This is a genomic window from Comamonas sp. C24C (assembly GCF_053345995.1).
The window spans coordinates 192,043-217,061 of record NZ_JBKFBC010000008.1; the positions used below are offsets into that span (position 1 = coordinate 192,043).

At 61.9% G+C, this 25,019-nt stretch carries 19 protein-coding genes; 10 read left to right on the plus strand and 9 right to left on the minus strand.

Annotation, left to right across the window (positions count from 1 at the left end; translation table 11 throughout):
• Nucleotides 1-176: 176 nt before the first annotated feature.
• Complete coding sequence (locus ACLBXN_RS16220; RefSeq protein WP_447612819.1) at nucleotides 177-1,886, plus strand: MFS transporter; 1,710 nt, start codon at nucleotides 177-179, stop codon at nucleotides 1,884-1,886.
• A gap of 92 nt (nucleotides 1,887-1,978) precedes the next feature.
• On the opposite strand, the gene mltA is transcribed toward ACLBXN_RS16220, so the two are convergent.
• Nucleotides 1,979-3,154, minus strand: coding sequence for a murein transglycosylase A (mltA, locus tag ACLBXN_RS16225; protein ID WP_343676793.1), 1,176 nt, complete (start codon nucleotides 3,152-3,154; stop codon nucleotides 1,979-1,981).
• Here mltA and ACLBXN_RS16230 point away from each other — a divergent pair.
• On the plus strand, nucleotides 3,153-3,323 hold the full coding sequence (locus ACLBXN_RS16230; protein WP_167007731.1) for a hypothetical protein: 171 nt from the start codon (nucleotides 3,153-3,155) through the stop codon (nucleotides 3,321-3,323). The two genes, mltA and ACLBXN_RS16230, sit on opposite strands and share 2 nt — an antisense overlap.
• A gap of 184 nt (nucleotides 3,324-3,507) precedes the next feature.
• Nucleotides 3,508-4,167, plus strand: coding sequence for an OmpA family protein (locus tag ACLBXN_RS16235; protein ID WP_167007728.1), 660 nt, complete (start codon nucleotides 3,508-3,510; stop codon nucleotides 4,165-4,167).
• 76 nt (nucleotides 4,168-4,243) lie between these two features.
• Here the strand turns inward: ACLBXN_RS16235 and ACLBXN_RS16240 are convergent, their stop codons facing one another.
• From ACLBXN_RS16240 to ACLBXN_RS16255, 4 genes are read right to left on the minus strand one after another with little or no spacing between them, the layout of a single operon-like run.
• Nucleotides 4,244-4,873, minus strand: a complete 630-nt coding sequence (locus ACLBXN_RS16240; protein ID WP_003066795.1) for a response regulator transcription factor — start codon at nucleotides 4,871-4,873, stop codon at nucleotides 4,244-4,246.
• Between the two features lie 5 nt (nucleotides 4,874-4,878).
• Entirely contained in the window at nucleotides 4,879-6,951 is a 2,073-nt protein-coding gene (locus ACLBXN_RS16245) for a two-component system sensor histidine kinase NtrB (protein ID WP_211458196.1), read from the minus strand.
• Nucleotides 6,948-7,763, minus strand: a complete 816-nt coding sequence (locus ACLBXN_RS16250; RefSeq protein WP_447612820.1) for a carbon-nitrogen hydrolase family protein — start codon at nucleotides 7,761-7,763, stop codon at nucleotides 6,948-6,950. The genes ACLBXN_RS16245 and ACLBXN_RS16250 overlap by 4 nt, the downstream gene beginning before the upstream one ends.
• Entirely contained in the window at nucleotides 7,760-11,821 is a 4,062-nt protein-coding gene (locus ACLBXN_RS16255; RefSeq protein WP_447612821.1) for a YhdP family protein, read from the minus strand. The genes ACLBXN_RS16250 and ACLBXN_RS16255 overlap by 4 nt, the downstream gene beginning before the upstream one ends.
• A 183-nt stretch (nucleotides 11,822-12,004) precedes the next feature.
• On the opposite strand from ACLBXN_RS16255, the gene glnE reads away from it, so the two are divergent.
• Nucleotides 12,005-14,788 carry a bifunctional [glutamate--ammonia ligase]-adenylyl-L-tyrosine phosphorylase/[glutamate--ammonia-ligase] adenylyltransferase gene (glnE, locus tag ACLBXN_RS16260; RefSeq protein ID WP_447612822.1) on the plus strand — a complete coding sequence of 928 codons (2,784 nt, stop codon included), beginning with the start codon at nucleotides 12,005-12,007 and terminating at the stop codon, nucleotides 14,786-14,788.
• Between the two features lie 351 nt (nucleotides 14,789-15,139).
• Here glnE and ACLBXN_RS16265 read toward each other — a convergent pair whose 3' ends face one another.
• Nucleotides 15,140-15,757, minus strand: coding sequence for a glutathione S-transferase C-terminal domain-containing protein (locus ACLBXN_RS16265; RefSeq protein ID WP_043003322.1), 618 nt, complete (start codon nucleotides 15,755-15,757; stop codon nucleotides 15,140-15,142).
• Nucleotides 15,758-15,927: 170 nt separating this feature from the next.
• Here ACLBXN_RS16265 and purB point away from each other — a divergent pair, with 170 nt between their 5' ends.
• The gene (gene purB, locus ACLBXN_RS16270; RefSeq protein WP_034401209.1) at nucleotides 15,928-17,307 is read left to right on the plus strand and encodes an adenylosuccinate lyase; all 1,380 of its coding nucleotides are present in this window, start codon (nucleotides 15,928-15,930) and stop codon (nucleotides 17,305-17,307) included.
• 150 nt (nucleotides 17,308-17,457) lie between these two features.
• Nucleotides 17,458-18,018 (plus strand): YaeQ family protein, encoded by a 561-nt coding sequence (locus ACLBXN_RS16275; protein ID WP_003072218.1) that lies wholly within the window; start codon nucleotides 17,458-17,460, stop codon nucleotides 18,016-18,018.
• Nucleotides 18,019-18,021: 3 nt separating this feature from the next.
• On the opposite strand, the gene ACLBXN_RS16280 is transcribed toward ACLBXN_RS16275, so the two are convergent.
• On the minus strand, nucleotides 18,022-18,471 hold the full coding sequence (locus tag ACLBXN_RS16280; protein ID WP_003060116.1) for a DUF3717 domain-containing protein: 450 nt from the start codon (nucleotides 18,469-18,471) through the stop codon (nucleotides 18,022-18,024).
• A gap of 425 nt (nucleotides 18,472-18,896) precedes the next feature.
• On the opposite strand from ACLBXN_RS16280, the gene ACLBXN_RS16285 reads away from it, so the two are divergent.
• The 3 genes from ACLBXN_RS16285 to ACLBXN_RS16295 all read left to right on the plus strand — a co-directional run bounded on the left by ACLBXN_RS16285 (nucleotide 18,897) and on the right by ACLBXN_RS16295 (nucleotide 20,721).
• Nucleotides 18,897-19,652: a TerC family protein gene (locus ACLBXN_RS16285; protein ID WP_003060114.1), complete on the plus strand. Its 756-nt coding sequence runs from the start codon at nucleotides 18,897-18,899 to the stop codon at nucleotides 19,650-19,652.
• A gap of 133 nt (nucleotides 19,653-19,785) precedes the next feature.
• Nucleotides 19,786-20,259, plus strand: coding sequence for a hypothetical protein (locus ACLBXN_RS16290; RefSeq protein WP_043003320.1), 474 nt, complete (start codon nucleotides 19,786-19,788; stop codon nucleotides 20,257-20,259).
• A gap of 111 nt (nucleotides 20,260-20,370) precedes the next feature.
• The gene (locus ACLBXN_RS16295) at nucleotides 20,371-20,721 is read left to right on the plus strand and encodes a phage holin family protein (RefSeq protein ID WP_029158475.1); all 351 of its coding nucleotides are present in this window, start codon (nucleotides 20,371-20,373) and stop codon (nucleotides 20,719-20,721) included.
• On the opposite strand, the gene ACLBXN_RS16300 is transcribed toward ACLBXN_RS16295, so the two are convergent.
• Nucleotides 20,680-22,341, minus strand: a complete 1,662-nt coding sequence (locus ACLBXN_RS16300) for a M48 family metalloprotease (protein WP_447612823.1) — start codon at nucleotides 22,339-22,341, stop codon at nucleotides 20,680-20,682. The two genes, ACLBXN_RS16295 and ACLBXN_RS16300, sit on opposite strands and share 42 nt — an antisense overlap.
• 200 nt (nucleotides 22,342-22,541) lie before the next feature.
• Here ACLBXN_RS16300 and moaC point away from each other — a divergent pair, with 200 nt between their 5' ends.
• Nucleotides 22,542-23,015 (plus strand): cyclic pyranopterin monophosphate synthase MoaC, encoded by a 474-nt coding sequence (gene moaC, locus ACLBXN_RS16305; protein ID WP_447612824.1) that lies wholly within the window; start codon nucleotides 22,542-22,544, stop codon nucleotides 23,013-23,015.
• Nucleotides 23,016-23,063: 48 nt separating this feature from the next.
• Here moaC and ACLBXN_RS16310 read toward each other — a convergent pair whose 3' ends face one another.
• Nucleotides 23,064-25,013, minus strand: coding sequence for an O-linked N-acetylglucosamine transferase family protein (locus ACLBXN_RS16310; protein WP_447612825.1), 1,950 nt, complete (start codon nucleotides 25,011-25,013; stop codon nucleotides 23,064-23,066).
• Nucleotides 25,014-25,019 lie beyond the last annotated feature (6 nt).

Sequence of the window (25,019 nt, forward strand, 5' to 3'; positions counted from 1 at the left end):
CGCTTGATCCATGGGAAATACCTGCCGTATCGGCATTGAAATCAATGACTGGCATGCGCTGCAAGCTCACTGATCAATAGCAACCGTCACCGCTGCGACAGATGGCCGCCGCAGCCTGGCGCTGTGAGGAACTACGTATTTGTCAGCACAACTTTCCTGCTACAGAATCGTGCACCATGGCCCACGATGATTCCGCAGCACGCGCTTCCCACAATCCAATAATTTCAGACTCCGGCCAGGTCCCTGCAGGCAAGCTGCTGGAAGATCCCTCGGCCATGCATGACGGCGGCGCGCCGCCGGCCGCGGCCCCGGGCGTCTGGACACCGCTGGCCACGCCCACCTTCCGCATGCTGTGGATGATCTGGATGACGGCCAATATCTGCATGTGGATGAACGATGTGGCGGCCGCCTGGCTGATGACATCGCTGACCACCTCGCCGGTGCTGGTGGCGCTGGTGCAGTCGGCCTCCACCCTGCCGGTCATGCTGCTGGCCCTGCCCAGCGGGGCGCTGGCCGACATCCTGGACCGGCGCCGCTACTTCATCGTCACCCAGTTCTGGGTGGCTGCCGTGGCGCTGCTGCTGTGCCTGGCCGTGCTCTCGGGCCAGCTGACGCCCTATCTGCTGCTGGCCCTGGTGTTTGCCAACGGCATCGGCCTGGCCATGCGCTGGCCGGTGTTCTCGGCGCTGATCCCCGAGCTGGTGCCCAAGCACCACCTGCCCTTTGCGATGGCGCTCAACGGCGTGGCCATGAATGCCTCGCGCATCATCGGCCCGCTGGTGGCGGGCGCCCTGATTGCCAGCTTGGGCAGCGCCTGGGTGTTTGTGCTCAATGCCGTGCTGTCCATCGTCTCGGGCTTTGTGCTGCTGCGCTGGAAGCGCCAGCAGCCCGCCAACCCGCTGGGCCGCGAGCGCCTGGGCTCGGCCATGCGCGTGGGCCTGCAGTTCATCCAGGAGTCGCCGCGCATGCATGCCGTGCTGCTGCGCACCGTCTGCTACTTTCTGCAGGCTGCCGCCATCATGGCGCTGCTGCCGCTGACGGCCCAGCGCCTGGACCACGGCACGGCCAGCAGCGGCAGTGCCGGCACCTTCACGCTGCTGCTGGCGTCCATGGGCGCGGGCGCCATCCTGGGTGCCATGCTGCTGCCGCGCATACGCCAGATGCTGTCGGGCGAGCGCACGGTGCTGGCCGGCGTGGCCGCGCAAAGCCTGGCCACGCTGACCGTGGCCTTCGCCCCCCATATCGCCGTGGCCGTGCCGGGCATGATGCTCTCGGGCCTGGCCCTGCTGGCCACGGCCAACACGCTGGGCGTGGCCGCGCAGATGGCCCTGCCCAACTGGGTGCGGGCGCGCGGCATGTCCATCTACCAGATGTCCATCATGGGCAGCACGGCCATTGGCGCCGCCATCTGGGGCAAGATCGCCAGCCTGGGCTCGGTACAGATCAGCATGGCCGTGGCCGCCGTCAGCGGGCTGACGGCCCTGCTGATCGTGCAGCGCCTGAACCCGGACCGCGACATCGAGGAAGACCTCAGCCCTTCGCGCGCCTTCACGCCGCCGACAGCCGCGTCGACGCCCGAAGCCGGCCGCGTGGTGGTGACCATCGAGTACCTGATCGATCCGGCCAGGGCCGGCGCCTTCCGCGATCTGATGCAGCTGAGCCGGCGCAGCCGCCTGCGCCAGGGCGCGCTGTCCTGGAGCCTGCTGCACAGCATGAGCCAGCCAGAGCGCTTCGTGGAGCAGATCACCGACGAATCCTGGACCGAGCATCTGCGCCGCTTCGAGCGCGTGACGACCGCCGATGTGGCGCTGCGCGACCGCAAGCTGAGCTTTCACAAGGGCAAGGAGCCGCCCGTGGTGCAGCGTTACTTCACCGACGCTCTTTAAAAAAGAGCTGCTAGCGCTTTCAGTGCAATGATTTCAGATAGTTATTCATCGGATTCTTTGCCTGACAAGCGCTGGCAGCTCCTGTTTTTGCATCAGCGCAGATGCGGCGCCGATCCGGCCAAGGCCTTGGGCCAGAAGGCCCAGAGCTTGAGCGGCTGCTTGATGCGGCCCGCCACATCACCGGCCTCGGCCCCCCAGCCCATGAAATAGTCGGCGCGCACGGCGCCCAGAATGGCGCTGCCCGTATCCTGCGCGAACACCAGGCGGTTGAGCGAGACCGTAGGTCCGGGCGTGGACAGCCAGACCGGCGTGCCATAGGGAATGCTGTTGCGGTCCACGGCAATGGAGCGGCCCGGCGTCAGCGCCACGCCCTGCGCGCCCTTGGGACCGAACTGGGCATCGAAGTCATTGAGCGCCTCCTCGCGGAAGAACACATAGCGCGGATTGCTCCAGAGCATCTCGTTGACACGCGAGGGATTGGCGGCAATCCAGGCGCTGATGCCGGGCCAGGTGGCATCGCGCACCAGGTTCTGGTCGAGCAGCCAGCGGCCCACGCTCTTGTAGGGCTGATCGTTGGTGCCGGCATAGGCCACGCGGATCATGCGCTGACGGCCATCGGCCTCGGTCAGCATCAGCCGGCCCGAGCCCTGGATATGCAGCACCAGCATGTCCACCGGGTCGCGCAGCCAGGCAATGGCGCGACCGGCCAGGGCGGCCTGGGCCTCGGAGTTGGTGTCGATCTGCTGGCGCGTGAACCAGGGCTTGCGCTTGCCAAAGCCCTGCGGGACCTGATAGATGGGCACGTTGAAGCCGTTGCCCTGAACCCGGCGCGCCTCGTACAAGGGCTCGTAATAGGCGGTCAGCATGCCGTCGGGGCTGCCCGTGGTCGCTTCGATGCGATAGGGCTGCAGCGTGTTCATCATCCAGCTGCGCTGCTCGTCTTCCGAGGCAATGCTCAGGCGGCGCACCTCGCCGCACAGATTGGCAAACACGGTACTGGGCCGCTCGCAGTTCTTGATCCAGGCATTCCAGGCCTCGTTCAGGGAATCCTGGGGCACGCCGGGCAGCTCGCCCCAGTCCACCGCCACCCAGCGGCTTTTTGTCGGTACATTGGCGGTGAACGGCGGCTTGGCCGTGGAGGCTGGCCCGCCATGCGGCGCCATCTCGGGCACCGGTGCCGGATCGTTTTGCTGCTTGGTGGTGGTGCAGGCCACCAGGGTTCCTACAATCAGCGCCAGTGAAAAACGGCGCAGGAGATGGAAATTCATGGGTCTGATTTTGCTTGAAGCACTGCTGGCATTGGCCATTCTGGTCGCTATTGTGTGGTGGACCATGTTCTCGGGTCGGAAAAAGGGTGAGTTGCCGGCCCCGGCCGAGCCAACGCCGCGCCAGGAAACGCTGGCCGACGCCGGCCAGGATGGCCCCGATCGAGCTTAGCCCATGGCGCTGCAGCCATTGCAGCGCGGGCTGATTGTGACAATCTTTTGCATCAGAAACCGCGCGCTGGCACGCGTCCTACTTTTTTCGGTTTCTCTTGGCAGTACGCTCAAGGCCTTGCAGCTTTTACGCGAAGCTGGTTTGCAGGACCCTCCGGGTCGTTCATCAAACTAAGGAGTTTTCTATGCGCAAGCAATTGGCTGTGACGGCCGCCCTGGCCTCTGCTCTGTTGATCACCGGCTGTGCCAATACCGGCGGCATGTCGGACACCACGCGCCGCACCGCCACCGGCGCAGGCGTGGGCGCACTGGGCGGCGCTGCCATCGGAGCACTGACCGGCCACAACGCCGGCACGGGCGCCCTGATCGGCGCTGGCGTAGGTGCACTTGGCACCTATATCTGGTCGCAGAACCTCGAAAAGCAAAAGCGCGAAATGGAAGCCGCGACCCAGGGCACAGGCGTGGGCGTGACACAGACCGCGGACAACCAGCTCAAGCTGGACATCCCCAGCGACATCTCCTTTGATACCGGCCGCGCCGACATCAAGAGCAACTTCGCCCCTATCCTCGACCGCTTTGCCGAAGGTCTGCGCAACAATCCCAACGCAGAAGTGCGCATCATCGGTCACACCGACAGCACTGGCTCCGATGCCATCAACAATCCGCTGTCGCTGCAGCGTGCCGAGAGCACCCGCAACTATCTGACTTCGCGTGGCGTCAACGGCGCCCGCATCCAGGTGCAGGGCATGGGCTCGCACCAGCCTGTGGCTTCCAATGCCACCAACGAAGGCCGTGCGCGCAACCGCCGCGTGGAAATCTTCGTGGGTGAGCGCGCTCCCCAGTAAGACAGGCACCAGCCAGCAAAAAGCCCCGCAAAGCGGGGCTTTTTTCATGGCGATTGCGCAGTGCGCAGGCTGCGGCTCAGGCGTTGCGCAGCAGATTGGCCAGCTCCACGGCCGACTTGACCTGCATCTTGTCGAAGACACGCGCCCGGTGCACTTCCACGGTGCGCACGCTGATGTCGAGCTGATCGGCGATGAGCTTGTTCGGCACGCCCTCGACGACCAGCTTCATCACGTCCTTTTCACGATCGGTCAGCTCGTCGAGGCGGCTGCGCACCTCTTCGCGCGCCTGCAAGGCGGCCAGATGCTCGGCAGACAGCGCCAGCGCCTGCTCCACACGGTCCACCAGCGCATTGTCGGAAAACGGCTTTTCGCAGAAATCGAAGGCACCGCGCTTGACCGTATCCACGGCCGTGGGGACATCGGCATGGCCGGTCAGAAAGATCACGGGCATGGCCTCGATCTGGCCGCGCTCCAGCATGCGATTGAACAGCGACAGGCCGCTCATGCCCGTCATGCGCATATCGAGCAGCAGGCAGCAGGGGCGGCGCGTCACGGGGCTGGTCTGCAGCACCGCCTGCTCGAATTCTTCGGCGTTGCGATAGCACTCGCTCAGCAATCTGCGCGAACGCAGTAGCCATGCCAATGCCTCTCGGACATCGGCATCGTCGTCCACCACGTAGACGGTAGCGTCGGTTACAGGTTCCATGAAGCCTAGTTCTCTCTGGGTTCCCAGTGGGCCGGCAGCGTGAAGACAAACTCCGTGCCCTGCGGGAGGTGCGGGCGGTAATCAAGATGACCACCATGTTGCTCCACCACCGTGCGGCACAGGCTCAGGCCCAGGCCCATGCCTTCGGTGCGCGTGGTGAAGAAGGGGGTGAACAGCTGCTCGGCGACTTCCGCAGAAATGCCGGCGCCGCAGTCCATGATGGAAAATTCTACCCAACGCGCGCCATGACCCTCAGAACTGCGCCTGACCGTCAGGGTCAGCACCCTGTCCTTGAGCGCGGGCTGGTCCATGGCCTGCATGCCGTTGCGCGCCAGATTGAGCAGCACCTGCTCGACCATGGTGACATCGCAAAGCACCCCCGGCAGATCTGCCTCCAGCTCCAGTTGCACTGTGGCGTTGAGCTTGTGCGCCTGCAGATAGACCAGGGGCATGACCGCATCGATCAGCTCCGCGGGCTGCACCACCTGCCGGGACTTGTCGCGCCGGCGCACGAAGTCGCGCACGCTCTTGATGACCTTGCCCGCGCGGTCGGCCTGAAAGCTGATGCGCTCCAGAGCCATGCGCAAATCCTGCAGATGCGGGTCCTCGGCATCAGGTTCATGTGCCAGCAGATTGAGCGATCCCGTGGCATAGCTGGAGATGGCGGCCAGCGGCTGCGTCAGCTCATGGCTGAGCATGGAGGCCATCTCGCCCACCGTCGCCAGGCGGGCCGTGGCCTGCAGACGCTCCAGCGAGGCGCGCGACATCTCCTCCATGCGGCGCTGCTCGCTGATGTCGATGAAGGCGCTCATCCAGCCCGTGTGCTGGCCCTGGGCGGTGATCAGCGGCGCCTCGAAAATCAGCACCGGAAAGCGCGAGCCGTCCTTGCGCATGAACACGCTCTCGTGGCCCTGGCGCGGCGTGGGCAGCAGGCCGGCAAGGCGCTGATCGCGCCGGCTCACATATTCCTGGGCCAGCTCGGGCGGCCAGTAAGGCGCCACATTGAGGCCCAGCAGCTCCTGCGCGCTGAAGCCCACCATATTGCAGAAGGCCGGGTTCACATAGGTGATGCGCCCCTGGAGATCGCGGGCACGCATGCCCGTGACCAGGGAATCTTCCATGGCCTTGCGAAAGGCCAGCGCATCGCCCAGATCGCGTTCCGCGCGCAGGCGGCGGCGGTTGTCGCGCACCAGCACCACCACCACGGTCACCAGCGCGATCGACATGCCGGTCACCAGCGCCGTCATCACATTGGGAAAGACGCTGGGCGCGTGATGCCAGCTGTCCATGCGCAGCACCAGGGTGTTGCCGGGCAGGTCCAGCAGTTGCTGGGCCGTGAACATGCGCGAGCCGCGCCAGGCCGCTCCCACCATGGCCAGACGCGTGCCGTCCGGCTCGGTGAACGACACCTCCTGGGTGCGCGGCAGGGACTTGCCCACCTGGGCCATCAGAATGCCCTGCAGGCTGTAGGTGCCCAGCACATAGCCCACCACATGACCGTTCTCCGTCAGCGGCATGCAGACCTGCATGGTCTCGGTGCCCAGGCCTTCGCCCAGCAACTGGAAACGGCTGGGCGAATACGACGGCCCGTTGACGCGCCTGGCCTGGGTACAGGTCAGGGCCTCGCCCGAATGCAGCTCGGGCAAATGGCTTTCGTCTTCGACCAGCAGGGTGCGATAAGGCGTCTCGGCATGCTCGATGAGGCGCATGTTTTCGCCCCGCCACTCGATGCGCATCAGGTCACGGCGCTGCTGCAGCAGCTCAGTCGCGTGCTCGCGCCAGGCCGAGTGCTTGCCGCTGTAGGCGCTCAGCGCCAGCAGATCCTGCAGATTGCGGCCCAGCGCCGCACGGATATCGCCGACGGCATTGGCGGTATCGCGCTCCAGCTTCTCCTGCACCTGCGATGCTTCATAGCGTCCAGCCAGCCAGACCATGGTGACCAGCATGCTGACCACCAGTGCCACCAGCAAGGTCCACAGGGACCAGCGCTTCCAGGCCATGCGCCAGCGCCGCCAGGGCCAATGGGCAGGATGGTCCTCGGGCAGTTCGTCAAGAGCAGTATTCAGCGGTTCAGTCACAGCACACGATGGGTCAAGGCCGGCAATTGCTGGCGCACCTGCAGCAAGCGGTCACGGTTGAGCTCTCCCGCCACCACGCCGGTGCCGCTGGCCTGCAGGCCCTGCACCTCGCCCCAGGGGTCGATCAGCAGGCTGTGGCCCCAGGTGCGGCGGCCGTTTTCATGCACGCCGCCCTGGCCGGGCGCCAGCACATAGGCCAGGTTCTCTATCGCCCGCGCCCGCAGCAGCACCTCCCAGTGCGCCTGACCCGTGGTGTAGGTGAAGGCACTGGGCACCAGCAGCAGGTCGGCGCCCTGGGCACTGAGCGCGCGGTACAGCTCGGGAAAGCGAAGGTCGTAGCAGACGCTCAGGCCCAGGCGCCAGCGAGCGCCGTCTCTGGCCTGTATGTCGCAGACCACGGGCTGGCTGCCCGCCTGCACCACGGCGGCCTCGGTATAGCTCTCGCGCCCGTTGTCGAACTGAAAGAGATGGATCTTGTCGTAGCGGGCCACGCACTCGCCGTCGGGTGAATAGACCAGACTGGTGTTGAGCACATGACTGTCGTCAGCCGCCTGCAGCGGCAGCGTGCCGGCCACCACCCACAGCTGGAGCTGCCTGGCGGCGGCGGCCATGAAGTCCTGGATCGGCCCCTGGCCAAAGGCCTCCCGGTAGGCCAGCTTGTCGGTGTCCCTGGCGCCCATGGCGCAGAAATATTCGGGCAGCACCACCAGCTCCGCACCCAGGGCGGCGGCCTGCTGCATCAGGCCGCGCGCCTGCGCCAGATTGGCGGCGACATCCTGACCCGAGACCATTTGTAGAGCGGCAATCTTCATGGCTTCTCCTGTGAGCCTGTGGCGCCAGCGGGCTGCTTGCCGGCATCATCGGCACCGGTCTTGGGCACGCTGCGTCTGGGCAGCTCGGTCACTTGCGGATCTTCCCAGCTGCCGTGGATATGGAACTCCTTGGTCGTGGCCGCAATCAGCGGACCACGCAGAATCATCTGGGCCAGAAAGCTGCTCAGCCCCACCACGGGGTTGATGGCCGTGGCGACCAGGGAAGCGGACAGGGCGTTGATCTCCGGCACCACCACCACATGCAGGTCCTGGGTTTCCTTGTCGATATCGGCAGAGCCCTCCATCAGCACGGCTGCGTTCACGCCCTTCATCTGCATGTTATTCGTCTTGGCAATGCCGCGCTCTATGGTGACATCGCCTCGCATGAAGTCGAACGAGAAGCCGTTGCGGAACACGTCGCGGAAATCCAGCGTCAAGCGCCTGGGCAGGGACTGCAGGCTGAGCACGCCCAGCAGCTTGGCCAGGCCCGGCTCAGCCTTGAGAAACTGACCTTTTTGCACCTCCAGGTGCACGGCGCCGGACATGGTCTTGAACCCCGGCGTCACAGGCGATCCGGTCCAGCCGATCTCCCCCTGCAGCTCGCCCTGTCCATTGGCGACCACACCGGGCATGTCGAAGCGATTGAGCAGCTTGCCCACATCGCGCAGATGAAGCTGGAACTGCAGCTGTGTCTGGCCCGGGTGCTTCTGGTCGCCGGAGCGCAGCGCCCAGGAGCCCTGCGCCGTCAAGGTTGCCTCGGGTGTGCTGATATTGAAGCGCGACAGCTGCCATTCGCGCTTGCCCACGCCGAGAGACAACCCGTGATTGCGCGCCACCACATCCAGCTTGCCCAGCGAACGCTTGCCCAGCTGGAAGTCGTCCACGCTGACCTGCAGGGCCGGCAGTTCGCGCAAATCGCTGCTCTGGGCAGCCGCCGCCTCCACGCCCTCGTCCGGACCGTCGGGAATGCTCAGACGCGAGAGCTTGGCGATGACCAGGCCGCCAGGCTCCTGCGCATTGGCCTCGCGATACTCAATGCGCCCGGCCAGCTCGCGCGCCTGGATCTGGTTGGTCCAGACCTTGTTGGCATGGCTGAGCTGCAGGGAGACATCGTGCAGCGAGCGGCCATGGAGCTTGACCTCGCGTGCCTTGAGCACCAGTTGCTGAGGCACAAACTGACGCCAGCTCTCTTCCTCGACAACGGGGCCATCGGCAGCGCTCGCTTCGCCCTCGGGCCACAGCCGTCCCCAGGCATCCAGATCCAGCACCGGCAGCTGCACCCTGGCCTGCAGACCCGCAGGCGGCAATGCGGCTTCCGCCTTGCCCGACTCCACCAGCTCCAGACTGCCGCGCGTGATGCGGGCCTGTGCCCCGCTGATATCGCGCTCCAGCAGGGCTGCGGCCTGATTGCCCCATTGCACGCTGAGCTGGTCGGTCAGCGGCTTGGCCACTGCGGGCACAGTGCGATTGACGCGCAAGGCCAGGGAGCTGTCGGCGGCCTTGCCCAAGGGCGCCGGCAGCATGACCGCCATGCCCTGCAGCTCGGACTGCAGACTGATTTCCGGCACGCTATGCAACACCTTGATCTGCAGGCCATAGCGTGCCTGGCCCTGCAGATGCCTGCCCAGAGCCGCCAGCTCGCTCATCTCCTTGGCGTCACGCAGGCCCTGGGCCGTGGCCACGCCGTCCACACGCAGCTGAACCGGGGCCGTGGCGGCATCGGCACCGGGCTTCATGCCGCCCTCGATGCGCACGTCACCGCCCAGCGCTCTGGCCTGCACGCCTGAGAGCTGAAAGCCGGTTTCCGAGAACTGCACATTGCCGCGCAACTGGCTGAGCACGGGCACCTCGGGCATCAGCTGCAGCGTATTGCCCGACAGCGCCACTTCGCCCTGTACCTTGCTGCGCTCCATGTGCAGGGTGGGCAGATGCAGCTTGAGGCTGAGCTTGGCATTGCCCGTGGCCCGGCTGCTATCCAGCACATGAGCGGTCAGCGCAGACAGGGCGGAGCCTTGCACCAGGTTCAGCATATCGCCCAGGGCACCATGGGCCTTGGCGTTGACCTCCACCTCGGTCTGGTTCCAGTCGGCCACGCCGGCCTGCGCTTCATCAACCACGATGGCGGTATGACCCAGAAAGCCCTTGGCCTTGCGCACCTGCATGGAGTTGCGGTCGAACACCAGCTCGCCCGAAAGCCTGGTCAGCGGCGGCCAGGGCTTTTCGCCTGGACTGAGCAGATAGCCGGGCACGAACTGGTAGTTCACGTCCTGCACCTGGGCGTTGATGTGGAACTCGCCCTTGCCCGGCTTTTCAAAGGGCACATGCTCGAGTTCGCCCTTGACGCGGAAGTTCACCGCACTGGCCTGGCCCGTGGTGATGGCCTCGCGCACATAGCGCAGCGCATCGCTGCCCAGGTCCTGGGGCAGATAGCGATAAATGCGCTCACCCTTGGCGCGGCTGAGCTGCCCCTGCAGATCCAGCAGCCCCGGAAAACGCGGCTGCTCCTTGGTCCCTGCACCGGACTGCCAGCTGGCCTGGGCCTGGCCGGCCGTGTCTTCATTGGCAAAGCGCAGCCGGGGCACCTGCACCTTGATGGTCTGGCCCTTGTCCAGCAGCTGCCAGCGCACCAGGCTGTCGAGCTGATCGAACGGGATATCAGGGTCTTCGAACACCCCGGGGAAGCTCAGCATGGCCTGATTGGCTCCCGGCGTCTTGGTCAGCGTGGCCTCGCCGCTGTCCTGGTCCAGGGAGAACTTGCCGCTCAAGCCCCGTACGCCGGGAATGCCTATGCTGTGGGGGCCCTCCTCCGAGGCCTGGGAACGCAAGCCCAGCTGCTCGAACCGCCCCGATGCCTTGTACTGCGCCAGCTGCTCCAGAGGTCCGCGCCAGGACAGCTTGAGATCGCTCAGCTGTCCTGCCGGCGCCAGCGCCCTGAGCTGGCTCTGAACGGTTGGCGGCAGGGGCAGGCGCTGCAGCATCTGCGCCGCAATGGCCAGGTCGATGCCATCGGCCTGAACATCACCATGTTCGCCCTGGCTACCTTGCTCGGAAGCGCCGGTCGGTACATAGCGCAGGCTGAAGTCGCCTCTTGGCCAGTTCAGCCCGTCGTCGGCCGTGAACTGCAGCCCCTGGACGGAAAACTGGTAACCATTCTGATTCTTGGCCCGCAAACGCCCTCTCAAGGCCTGCAGAGCCAGGGGCTCGGGTCGGTCCCGCCACTGCAGCTGCAGCGCCTGGACCGCGACATCGGCCACCGCGCCCACGGGCTGGCCGTGCTCCACATCCAGCCAGGCCCTGACCGAGCCCTTGCCCTGCTGCAGCTTCCAGTCCTGCGGGCCCAGATACTGGCCCAGGTGCGACAGGTCGATATGCGTGAAGTCCAGATAGGCCTGTCCGCTCCAGCGCTCCAGACGCCCTTCATGCACCGACAGCAAAGGCTCCTTGAAGTTGCCCATGACCGTGAAGCGCTGGCCCCAGCCCTCTGGCGGCGTGGCATCCAGCCGCAGGGAGTGATGCCAGCGCTTGTTGCGCAGCACCAGATCTACATCCTGCAGTTGCAAGGGCGCGGCATTGCGCAGCTCGTCCACCCACTGCAGCTTGCCGCCTCGGATGGCGATTTCGGGCTGGGAGAAGATCCAGTCGGAGTCGCCCCCCTGCCCCGGGTCGGATGACACGGCAATGCCGGCCACAAAGATCTGGCCGTCGGCATCGCGGCGAACCGTCAGATCCGGCCCTTCAAGGTATATCTGCTCCACGCCCAGGGTCATCAGCGAATGGGCAGAGACCGCCACCACCACCTTGGGCAGCAGCAAGGCCTCACTCTTGTTCGCGGGGTCATGCAGGACTACGTCGCCCAGCTCGAAAGTCGGCACCAGACCCGATCGGTACGCATGCAGCCGGCCTATGGAAACCGGTACACCCAGGCTGCGTGAGGCCAGGGACTCCAGCTCGGGGCGCCACTGTTCGATTCGCGGCACAATCCAGAAATGGAGCACCCCCCACACGGTGGCCAGCAACAGCCACAGGCTCAGGACCAGTCCCAGAGACCACCGTGCCAAGCTGGCCAGCCTATGAATTTGGCGAGTTGGGAGTGGTTTCGGTTCGATCATCGGTGGCCTAGCAATGGCAGGAATTATGACCGGCGCCCCCGTGCGCGTTTCGGTAACCACACGTTGCCGAGCTGATTACCTGCCTGCCTGACACCATTTTTTACGGTCCGCATGCAGTCCCCAGAGCAAGCAATGGCAGAAAACGCCCTCAATGTTCCTTCCCCGGCCCAGTACTCGCGCTTTGTGCAGCGCCTTCACCGCCGTTACGAGAACTGGTTTGACGCCTTGCCGCCGGGAGCCCCCGACCGGGCCCTGATGGAACAGGCCCTGGGCACGCTGCAGTCGCGCGGCCTGGACCTCTCCGCCGCGCTGCGCGTGCTGCGCCAGCTGGTGATGGAGCGCATCATCGTGCTGGACTGCGAACAGCAGGCACCTCTCGCCGTGGTGACCAAGGCCGTCACCGAGCTGGCCGAGCTGGCCCTGGATCGTGCCTGCACCCAGGTGCGCACCGAACTCGACACCCGGCATGGTGCGCCTCAAGGCCCTGCCGGCCAGGAAGTCCAGTTCTGGGTCATAGGCATGGGCAAGCTCGGCGCCCGCGAGCTCAATGTCTCCAGCGACATCGACCTGATCTACGTCTACGAACATGACGGCGACACCCAGGGCAAGGCCGACGGCCGCGGCGTGATCTCCAACCACGAGTACTTCGGCCGTGCCGTCAAAGGCATCTTCAGCCTGATTGGCGACACCACCGAACACGGCTTTGTCTTTCGCGTCGACCTGGCCCTGCGGCCCAACGGCAATTCAGGCGCCCCCGCCGTCTCGCTGTCCTCGCTGGAGGAATATCTGCAGATTCATGGCCGCGAGTGGGAGCGCTTTGCCTGGCTCAAGAGCCGCATCGTGGCGCCGCTGGCCGATATCCAGACCCCCAACGTCCAGGCCCTGCGCAGCGTGGTGCTGCCTTTTGTATTCCGCCGCTATCTGGACTATGCGGTGTTCGACTCGCTGCGCAGCCTGCACCGCCAGATCCGCGACCATGCGTCCAAGCGCAGCGCGGGCCACCCCGAACGTGCCAACGACGTCAAGCTCTCGCGCGGCGGCATCCGCGAGATCGAATTCATCGTGCAACTGCTGCAGGTGGTGCGGGGCGGCCAGTTCCCCGAGCTGCGGCGCCGCCCTACGCTGGAAGCCCTGCAGCGCCTGGTGCAGGCCAATCTGATGAGCGCCGAGATTGCCGACGCCCTGAGCCGCGCCTACATCTTTCTGCGCCAGGTGGAGCACCGCATCCAGTATCTGGACGACCAGCAGACCCATGTGCTGCCCACGCGCGACGATGATCTGCTGTGGATTGCCCGCACCCTGGGCTATGGCGATGCCTGCGGCTTTCTGCACCAGCTGGACGAGCACCGCGAACTGGTGGCGCAGGAGTTCGACACCTTGCTGGGCGGTGACTCCCAGCAGTGCAGCAACGGCCATTGCAATGCCGCCAAGGCGGCGGCAGGTGGTCCGCCCACGCCCCGCGACATCGAGGAGCTGATCGAGGCCCTGCCGCCGTCACTGGCCGGTCAGGTCGCCGACTGGCGCAGCAACACCCGCATCAACGGCCTGCGTGACGAGGCCCGTGCGCGCTTGTTCAGGCTGGTGGAACGCACCGCGCAATGGGTGGAAAGCGGCCAGTCCGGCGAGGAAGCAGCCAAGCGTTTTCTGCAATGGCTGGAGCCCCTGCTGCGCCGCGAAAGCTACCTCGCGCTGCTGCTGGAACGGCCAGCGGTTCATGAAAGACTGCTGCATCTGCTCGGAGCGGCGCGCTGGCCTGCGCGCTATCTGCAGCAACACCCCGGCGTGATCGACGAGCTGGCCAGCGATGCCATTCTCAAGGAGCGCTTTGTCGCAGCAGACTTCGAGCATGAGCTGGCCATGCGTCTGGCCGCCCTGCAATCCACGGGCGAAGACGACGACGAAACCCTGCTCAATCTGCTGCGCCGCGCCCACCATGCCGAGGTCTTCCGCACCCTGGCGCGCGACATCGAGGGCCGCATTACCGTAGAGCAGGTGGCCGACGACCTGAGCGCGCTGGCCGACAGCGTGCTGCGCATCACGGCCCAATGGTGTTGGAGCCGGCTCAAGAGCCGCCATCGCGATACGCCGCGCTTCGGCATCGTGGGCTATGGCAAGCTGGGCGGCAAGGAGCTGGGCTACGGCAGCGATCTGGACATCGTCTTCGTCTTCGATGACGACGATGACCGCGCTCCCGAGATCTACGCGGCCTATGTGCGCAAGCTCATCAACTGGCTGACCGTCAAGACCGGCGAAGGCGATCTGTTCGAGATCGACACCGCGCTGCGCCCCAACGGCAGCTCGGGCCTGCTGGTGACCAGCTTCGAGTCCTATGCCAACTACCAGCAGCAGCGCGGCAGCAATACCGCCTGGACCTGGGAGCACCAGGCCATGACGCGTGCCCGCTTTGTGCTGGGCAGCCGCGACTTTCCCTCGCCTGCAGACGCGCCCGCGACCGATCTGCACCTGCATCAGCGCTTTGATGCGGTGCGCGAAGCCGTAATCACCGCACCGCGCGACGCCGCTGCGCTGCGCAACGAGATTGAAACCATGCGTGAGCGGGTACGCGGCGCCCATCCGGTGCGCGGCGGCCTGTTCGACGTCAAGCACAGCCCCGGCGGCATGGTGGATGTGGAATTTGCCGTCCAGTACCTGGTGCTGGCCGAATCCGGTGCACACCGCGAGCTGATCGCCAACGTGGGCAATATTGCCTTGCTGCAGCGCGCCGAAGACGCAGGCCTGCTGCCCAAAGGCGTGGGCTATGAAGCCGCCAAGGCCTACCGCGAGCTGCGTCGCCTGCAACACGTGGCAAGACTGGACGAGCGCTCCGGACAACTGGAGCCGGAACAGGCCCAAGTCCAGCGCGAAGCGGTACTCAAGCTCTGGACTGCGGTGTTCGTGCCCGGTACCGCAACCTAGGACAGGCAATCATGTCACGGGATTGAAGATTGGTGAGCGCCCGCTTTTCAGGGCGCTGGCAGCATCCATCAAGATTTGCCTACAGGCATTGCCAAACTGTTACAAAAATGAAACCCACTAGGGCTGGAACTTCTGCAACAGTGTCTTATCTGATAGTCAAGTGCAATGAACTGACAGGTCTGCATTCACCAATTTCCAGTTGCGAAGCCTGTGGGTACGCCCATTGAAAAATCCCCGGAGCGCTTCTCCTCCCTCCCTCTCTTAATTCGTTTCGGGATGCTTCGCAACTTTTTTATGCCCCAAAAAAAGGCCACTTTCGAGTGGCCTTTTTCTTGGCTGACATGCCGCCACTCAGTGGGGCACGGTATTCACAAAGCTGGGGCGCGCCGCCAGCTTGGTCAGCAAGGCGGCCAGATTCGGATGCTCGGCGCGCCAGTCCAGCTCGGGAAAGCGGAAATCCAGCCAGGCCAGGGCGCAGCCGACGCTGATATCGGCCAGCGTCAGATGCGTGCCGCCGCAGCAGAACGGCTTCTCGCCCAGCCCCTGCGACATGACCTTGAGCGCGGCCCGGACCTTGCCCATCTGGCGATCCATCCAGGCCTGGCTACGCTGCTCTGCGCTGCGGCCTGGCCAGGTGGCCTCCAGCCTCACCAGAACGGCAGCATCCAGCATGCCGTCGGCCAGGGCCTCCCAGGTCTTGACCTCGGCGCGCTCGCGACCCGTGCCCGGAATCAGCTTGCCGACCGGCGAAAGTGTGTCCAGATATTCGACGATGACGCGCGAATCGAACATTGCCTCCGTGCCGTCCATCACCAGACGCGGCACCTTGCCCAGAGGATTGCCCGTACCGGGTGAAAGCGCTTCCTCCCAGGGGTTTTCTTCGACAAATTGATAGTCCAGCTTCTTTTCGGCCAGCACGACGCGGACTTTGCGCACATAGGGGCTGGTGGTGGAGCCTATTAGTTTCATAGCAGCGGTTCCATGACACGAGTCACCGGCGACGGGCCGGTGCAATGATTCTATGCGCTGCCATGGCGGCCCGGCGGCCGCCGCACCGGGTCTGCATGCGCGCCAGCCACGGCCGCCGAGCAACCCAGCGCTGCGTGCGACTGATGCAGCGCACCTACAATTGCGCCACCATGAACCTGTCCTCCCTCACCGCCATCTCTCCCTTGGACGGCCGCTACGCCGCCAAGCTGTCCGCACTGCGCCCCATCATGAGCGAATACGGCTATATGCACCGCCGTGTTCAGGTCGAGGTGACCTGGTTCATCGCCCTGTCCGATGCCGGCTTTGCCGAGTTCCCCGCGCTGTCGGCCGAATCGCGTGACTATCTGCACGCGCTGGTTGCCAACTTCTCCGAAGCCGATGCAGACGCCATCAAGGCCATCGAAAAGACCACCAACCACGACGTGAAGGCCGTGGAGTACTGGATCAAGTCCAAGTTCGATGGTCGCGCCGAGCTGCAGAAGGCTGCCGAATTCGTGCACTTTGCCTGCACCAGCGAAGACATCAACAACACCAGCCACGCCCTGCAGATCCGCGTCGGCCGCGACACCGTGCTGATGCCCGCCATCGACGGCATCATCGCCAAGCTGCGCGAGATGGCCCACCTCTATGCTGAAGTGCCCATGCTCAGCCGCACCCACGGCCAGACCGCCTCTCCCACCACTGTGGGCAAGGAACTGGCCAACGTGGTCGTGCGCCTGCAAAAGGCCGCTGCCAACATCGCCGGCGTGAAGATCCTGGGCAAGATGAACGGCGCCGTGGGCAACTACAACGCCCACCTGTCGGCCTGGCCCGAATTCGACTGGGAAGCCTTCAGCCAGAACGTGGTGGAATCCGCCGAGCCCAAGGGCCTGGGCATCAGCTTCCAGCCCTACTCCATCCAGATCGAGCCCCATGACTACATGGCCGAGCTGTTCGATGCCATGGCTCGCACCAACACCATCCTGATCGACCTGTCGCGCGACATCTGGGGCTATGTGTCCCTGGGCTTCTTCAAGCAGCGCCTGAAGGCCGGCGAGATCGGCTCGTCCACGATGCCCCACAAGGTCAACCCCATCGACTTCGAGAACTGCGAAGGCAATCTGGGCATGGCCAACGCCATGCTCAAGCATCTGGCCGAAAAGCTGCCCATCAGCCGCTGGCAGCGTGACCTGACCGACTCCACCGTGCTGCGCAATATCGGCGTTGCCTTTGGCTACACCACGCTGGCCTACGCTTCGCTGATGACCGGCCTGAACAAGCTGGAACTCAACGAAGAGCGCCTGCAGGAAGACCTGAACAACGCCTGGGAAGTGCTGGCCGAGCCCATCCAGACCGTGATGCGCCGCTATGGCGTGCAGGGCGCCTACGAAAAGCTCAAGGAAGTCACGCGCGGCAAGACCGTGCTGGCCGAAGACCTGCACCGCCTGATCAACGGTCTGGAAATCCCCCAGGCCGACAAGGACCGTCTGCTGGCCATGACGCCTGCCTCCTACATCGGCAAGGCTGCCGAGTTGGCCAAGCGCGTTTGATTCGCAAGTTTGATCCGCAAAAAGAATAGCTGCTAACGCTTGATATTCAAGCTTTTCAGCATCAAAGAGCTGCCAAAGCCAATGTTGATTGGTGCTGGCAGCTCTTGTTTTTGATAGTTTTCAAAAGGACTGCCTGCGGGCAGCACCGCCATGGCCATCAAGTCCACCATCTTCAAAGCCAATCTGTCGATTGCCGACATCGACCACAACTACTACGCCGACCACAATCTGACGCTGGCGCGCCATCCCAGCGAAACAGATGACCGCATGATGGTGCGCCTGGTGGCCCTGGCGCTGAACGCCTGGAAGCTGCAAGACCTGTGCAACGGTGACGGCACGCTGGGCTTTGGCATTGGTTTGTCCGACCCTGACGATCCGGACGTGCACATCACCGATTACACCGGCCAGAAGCGTCTGTGGATCGAAGTCGGCCAGCCCGACGAAAAGCCCATCACCAAGGCCTGCAACAAGTCGGACCACATGCTGGTCTACCCCTTCAACCACGCTGCCCATGTCTGGTGGAAGGGTCTGGAAGGCAAGCTGGCCCGCCAGAGCAAGCTGGAAGTGCATTACATCGACTCGGAAGTGGCCCAGCAACTGGGTGCGCTGGCCGAGCGCAGCATGCAGCTGCAGGCCACGATTCAGGAAGGCCAGCTCACCTTGTCCAGCAATCTGGGCACGGTGTTTGTCGAGCCCACGCGCTGGAAATAAGCTTCAGAAACTCTGGCCGCGCCGCTCCGCCGCGCGTTCCGCATAGCGGTTGAAGCGCCAGGAATCGCCCTCGACCGTGATGCGGCGCCATACGGCCCGCTTCTCGGCGGGCTCCATGGCCGTCCAGTACTGCACTTCGTCAAAGCTGCGGCCGCAGCCCTTGCATTTCTCATCGCCCTGGCTGGTGGAGCAGATGGCAATGCAGGGCGTATCGGGCATGGTGTCGAACCAGGCCAGCCAGGCCGCCATGGCGTGTGAGGGAAAGCCCTCCACGGCCACGTCGGGCTCGCATTCATAAATCATCAGCGCATACACCTCGGCCAGGGCCTTGACCTCGGGTGCCAGCAGCACGCCGTCGGGCGATGGGGCACGGCCTCGCCAGTAATTGATGGCCGCTTCGATGTCGGTGATGTGAATGGCAGTCATGGAGCAGGCATCATAAGCCGCAGCCATGAGGCCTGCGCCAGCAAGGTTGCTGCATTTTTGGTAGCTACCCACGCTTTGTGTAAAAGCGTCGCAGGACTGCTGCTCAATATAAAACCTGTGAACTAGATGGGTTTTGAAGCTTGAAATCCCATGCCTGCTGTGTTGAAATGCGCAGCTTCGAAGGGGAGTAGCTTATCGGACGCATCTTGTGCGTCATGAGCGGATGGTCGTCAATACGAAGCGCAAGCTTCCGGCCATGCGGTTTGCAGACTGACTGCAATCGAGCAAGACCTTTGATAGGCCGATGACGGTCAATCAAAGTGTCTTCCCCTGCACGATTCCTCGCGCGGGTTTGCGCTTCGACTTACGTCACCTTGGTCTTCACCCGCTGGCGTCAAGTGCCAAACCTATGCAGACTGCACCAGCGGCATTCCACAACGAGGAAAAATCACATGGATCTGGACTTTCTGACCCACACGCCCTTCTGGATTGCGCTGGGCCAAATCATCATCATCGACATCCTGCTGGGCGGCGACAACGCGGTCGTGATCGCGCTGGCCTGCCGCAAGCTGCCTCCCGAGCAACGCCGCAAGGGCATCATCTACGGCACGGCCGGTGCCATCATCCTGCGCATCATCCTGATCGCCTTTGCCATGGTGCTGCTGCAGCTGCCCTTCCTGAAGGTCGTGGGTGCCGTCCTGCTGATCTGGATCGGTATCAAGCTGATTGCTCCCGATGACGAAGGTCACGACAACATCGAAGGCAGCGACAAGCTGTTTGCCGCCATCAAGACCATCATCGTCGCCGACCTGGTGATGTCCGTGGACAACGTGATCGCCATCGCCGGCGCCGCCCAGAGTTCTGGCGACCACCAGATGCTGCTGATCGTGCTGGGTCTGCTGATTTCCGTGCCCATCATCGTCTGGGGCTCGCAGCTGGTAATCAAGCTGATGGAGCGCTTCCCCATGATCATCGTGGCCGGCGGCATGCTGCTGGGCTGGATCGCGGGCGGCATGTTCGTGACCGACCCCGTGTTCGTGAACACCGAGAAGTGGCTGTGGATGCCCAAGCTGGGCACCACCGATGCACAAGGTCTGGCCGAGATCTCCAAGACCCTGTACTGGGCAGCCCATATCGGCGGCGCGCTGCTGGTTCTGGCCCTGGGCAAATTCATTGCCAGCCGCCGTCCCGCGGTTGCAGCCCACTAAGCCTGGAAAACCCAGCAATTCGTGAAGGAATGCGGGAACTGACCGCAGCCTTCACGACTCACAATAGAAACAAGTCGGCACATTCCTACAGAGGTGCCGCATTCTTCAACCTTCGTTCCAGTTAGGACGCACTTTGAACCCCATCATTGTTTACGTGGATGACGCCACATACGCCCAGCCTATGCTCGAGGCACTGGCGGGATCAAGCCAGGCGGCTTCCTCCCACTGGTTGCTGGTGGCCTGTGCTCCGCGCATGACCCACCGTGTGAGCAAATGGGTCAGCCACCGCGCTCGCGAGAACTGGCGCGGCAAATGGGCAGACAAGCTGTTTACGGCCTTGATGCCCGTCATGGCGACGAGCGGCGGCAAGGTCACGCCCGTGCTGGCCAAGGGCCCGCTGACCGAGCTGGTTACCGAGCTGCAGCAGGAACATGGCGCAGCGCAGATCATCGACGCCCGCCGTCCCAAGCAGGAGGCTGTACAAGCCGCTCCCGTCAAGGCCAATGCCAAGACCAATGCCAACGGCGGCCGCTGGAATCTGCCTGGCACCATGGCCGCGATTGCCGCCATGATGGGCTTTGTGATCGACGACTCGCTCTCGATTTAAGAGCAGCTTCCAAACCTTGAAAGCCTTGTGCGGTGACCACTGCACAAGGCTTTTTTCATGGGCCGGCAGTGCGCCAGCGCGCAGGCAGCACCTACTGCTATGCTGGGCGGCATGAAAATCCTCGTCAAATGGCTTCTTTGCGCGGCGGCTCTGCTCGGGGTCGCCTATGTCTACAGCGGCGTTCAGGTGCAAAGCTTTGGCTCGGCCATGATTGCGGCCCTGGTCATCGGCCTGCTCAACACCATCATCCGGCCCATACTCGTGGTGCTGACCCTGCCCGTGACCATCGTCACCGTGGGTCTGTTCCTGCTGGTGGTCAACGGCCTGATGTTCTGGATGGCCTCGGGCCTGCTGGGCGGCTTCCACGTCGCCGGCTTCTGGGCCGCCATGCTGGGCGCGCTGATTTATTCGGTGCTGGGCCTACTTATTGACCGCCTTGTCGCTCAGCTGTTCCCGGAGTAGCTCTTCGACGGCACGCAGACGCGTGTCGATGATGGAGGCCTCGAAGTAATCAGCCCTGGCCCCGGCCTTGCGGGCCAGATCCTGGGCTGCCTTGAAGCGATCCACCGCTGCCGCATAGTCATAGTGGGCCACCTGGGCCTCGGCCTCGGCCCGCAGGGCTCGCATTTCCTGGCCCTGGCTGCGCCATACGCGCGCCAGCGTCTGCCAGGCCGAACCATCGCGGGGATGGTCCGTCACCCAGGTCTGCAAGGGACTGGCCATGGAGCCTGCCTGATTGAGCCTGAGCAGGATCTCCGTCTTGAGCAGCAGCTCCGGCCTGCGCGGCGCAACCCGCTCCACCACATCAATCGTGGCCAGGCTGGGCCCGGCCTCGCGCGGCCCGACCTCACGTGGCCCGGCCAGATTGCCGCTGGCCGTCACCTTGGGGGCTGTCTGGGGAGCCATCATGGACTGCAAGGGCAAGGCAGCCAGAGCCGCCTGAGGATTGTCGGCCTTGTACTCGAGCTCGGCATTCAGCCATTTGGCTTGAATACTCGCTGGTGCATTGCCTGCCGTCGCCGTGAGCAGCCGCTGCACCATCTCGCGCGCCAGCGGCCAGTCGCGCAGATACATGGCGCTGAGCGTGGCCGCATAGAGCTGAGCGACCTGCTCGAACTGACTCAGACTGGAAAAACTGCCGGAACGCGGCAGTGTGGCCCACTGGCGGCGCACCTCTACACCGGCGTTGGAAATCACGCGCGCGCGGGCCGACATCATCACATGCTCCAGCGTGGGCACGGGATCGGCCGCGCGCTTACCGGGCGGAATGCGCGAATCCATGTCCGCGATACGCTGGGTGGTCAAGGGATGGCTGCGCAGATAGGGCCAGCTGCCGTTGTCATTGAGCCGGCTGGCCTGCTGCAGCTTGCCGAACATGCTCACAAAACCCTGGGGAGCAAAACCGGCAGGAGACATCAGGCTGTAGCCCATGCGGTCCGCCTCGCTCTCCATGGCGCGCGAGAAATTCAGCTGGTTCTGCATCACGGCCGCCGGACCACCCATCATGATGGCCATGGCCGCATCGGGGCTGCGCGTGGCCGCCAGGGCGCCCAGCAGCATGGAAGCCAGCATCAGCGGCGTCTGCTTGCCCTGCTGCGCCATCATGCGGGCAATGTGGCGCTGGGTGATATGGCTGGTTTCATGGGCAATGACCGAGGCGAGCTCATCGCCGCTGCTGACCACGCCTATCAGTCCCAGATAAACGCCCATATAGCCGCCGGGCAAAGCAAACGCATTGACCTGGCGATCCTTGCCCAGGAGCAGCGTCCATGCAAAGCGCTCCTCCAGCTCGGGCGACAGCTCGCCATTCTTGCGCGCCGCATCCTGCAGATGCAGCCAGATGCCTTCCACATACTCCTGCAGCACCGGGTCATCCAGATAGTCCGGGTCGCGGTACAGCTCGCGGGCGATGGAGTCACCCAGACGCCGCTCCTCGCCCGTGGTCAGCGACGAGGCACCATCGCCCAGAGTCGGCAAACCCGCCGCCCGGGCACCGGGTGCCAAGGGTGAGACTGCTTGAATAGCTATCAAAACAGAAGCTGTCAGCGCTTTTAAAATATGAACTGTACGCAGTTTTGGCATCAAAAATGGCATGGCAATCACAGCATTGCCGGCATACAGATCTTCCATATGCCGACCGTTCAACACCCCACTATGATGCCTTGATTGATGGAAACGGCGACATGCCCGCCTGGGATGCCCAGGTAAAGCCGCCAGTCCATCCCTGCTCAACCTCGATTGGGCGGCAAAACCCAAGCCGTCTGCCGCCGGAAAGAACCGCCATGTCCTCTCTTACCCACTTTGACGCCCAGGGCCAGGCCCATATGGTGGACGTCGGTGCCAAACCCAGCACCCATCGCATAGCCGTCGCCGAAGGCCGCATCACCATGAAGCCGGAAACCCTTGCCATTGTGCAGACCGGCAGCGCGAAAAAAGGCGACGTGCTGGGCGTGGCCCGCATCGCCGCCATCATGGCCGCCAAGAAGACCAGCGACCTCATCCCGCTCTGCCACCCCCTGGCTCTGACCCGCGTTGCCGTGGAGTTTGAGCTGGAGCCCGAATCCAGTTCCATTCTTTGCACCGCCACCGTCGAGCTAAAAGGCCAGACCGGCGTGGAAATGGAAGCCCTGACTGCCGTGCAGGTTGGCTTGCTGACTATCTACGACATGTGCAAGGCTGTGGATAAGGAGATGGTGATGGGGGGGACGAGAGTATTGGAGAAGCATGGAGGGAAATCAGGGAGCTGGATCAGCTAATAATTAGATATCTAATATAAAAAATACTTTCTTTCTAAAATAAATACCCTATCTATTATAAATATATGATTTTTCACAATATTCCATCAAGCTGGATTCAATTACACCTTCGATCTCTTTTGTAACTGATACTGCTAGTTTTTCATTAACATCATTTAGAACTACCCGAAGAGATCTACGTACTTCCGCTAGATCGCTTGTATTTTTCGAAAAAAACAATGCATTATCAATATATGATTCTTTACTCATTGCACAAAACCTTTGAAGTCCAACGGCTCGCATAATTGACGCCCCCACGTTTGACAATGCGGAGTTACCATCCAATGCAATAATCGGAACTCCCATCCAGAGAGAATGAAAGGTGGTCGTCCCCCCGTTGTATGGAAATGTGTCAAGCGCCAGATCAATTTGATGATGAAGTATTAGATAATCTTTTAAACTCACTTTTTGTTTAAATATCAAACGATCTGAATCAACATTAAATTTTGAAAATTGCTCTGAAAATTTATCAATTAACTCCGACGTCGCATTCCCAATCATCAATCTACTGCCTAGAGATTTATTTAATATCTGAGCCCAGACTTCAATAGCATCATCAGTAATTTTTGATGGATTATTAAGGCAACCAAAAGTAAATGGATTTCCAGAATGAACAGGGAGCTCATTGACGAATGGACTATCTGGAGAAGGACTGAAAGTACCACTGGCTGATAGGCGGATCAATTTTTCAGAATGGAAGCTCTCTGTTGTGCCTGTTGGGTCAAGGGATTCATCTGTAATACGATAATCTATTGCTCGCAACCCGGTAGTCGCTTGATAGCCAAGCCATGTCATTTGCACAGGAGCTGGTTTTCTCGCGAAAGTTAGCAATCGATTATTCCCGGTATGACCCGACAAATCAATTAGCACATCAATCTCATCTTCTCGGATGCGGGAAGCCAATTCAGAGTCTGTCATCCCATAACATGGAATCCATTGATCTGATTCTCTTTTTATTCTTTCAGAAACCACATCTATTGTAGGATACGAGTAATAGGAAAAAATTTCAAACTTTGATTTATCGTGATTTTTAATAATCGGTTCGAAAAAGAATGCTAACGAATGTGCACGAAAGTCTCCAGAAACATATCCTACTCGCAATTTCCTACTCACCAAAGCATCATCGCATTGATGATAATTTCCCCATTCATCCTCCAACTCTGCTTCAAAACTCTTCGAAAACTCTTGAGCAACGGAAAATTTTTCCGCCATTGAAATATTTTTGCTGTACTGAATAGCCAACAGATAATTGCTTGCAGCTATTGCCGAACTAGGATCTAGTGCTTTTGCCTTCTTCAAAGCATCAATTGCATCATCATGTCTACTTGTCTGAATCAAACAAGCCCCCATGCTTGCATAAAGCCCAGGCGACTGATCTCCAAGATTTACAGAATTTCTATAGTGCATAACTGCACTCGCATAATCACCAGTTTCCGCCAATAAGTTTCCATAATAAAAATAAAACTGAGAATTATCTGGAAAATTCTCAATGCCAGCTTCAATCAAAGAAATTGCATCTTTTATTCTCCCATTTTTAAATAACAAAAAACAATAATCAGCATAAATAGCCTCATTTTTCGGATCTAAAAAATTTGCTCGCTTCCAATATTTTTCGGCAGAAAATAGATCATCGACATTAAAATATGCACGCCCCAAGAGGAAATTAGCGCTACTACTTTCCGCATTGATTGACAGAGCCTTCTCCAAGACATTAATAGCCTCTAACCAGTTCGCTTTCTCTGTCAATGCATATCCAAGCCCAACATAACCATTAACTAAATTAGGGAAAATTGCAACATGTCGACGATAGTAATCAATGGCTTTATCAACGTTTCCTTGAGCCATTGCAGAATTACCCAATTGAAAGTTGGAGCTATCCTCAATTACATTAAGCTTTGGTTTTTTACTTTCATTGCCGGACTTTTTCGATTTAAGAATCTTTCTTAGAATCTGCAGCATATCTAA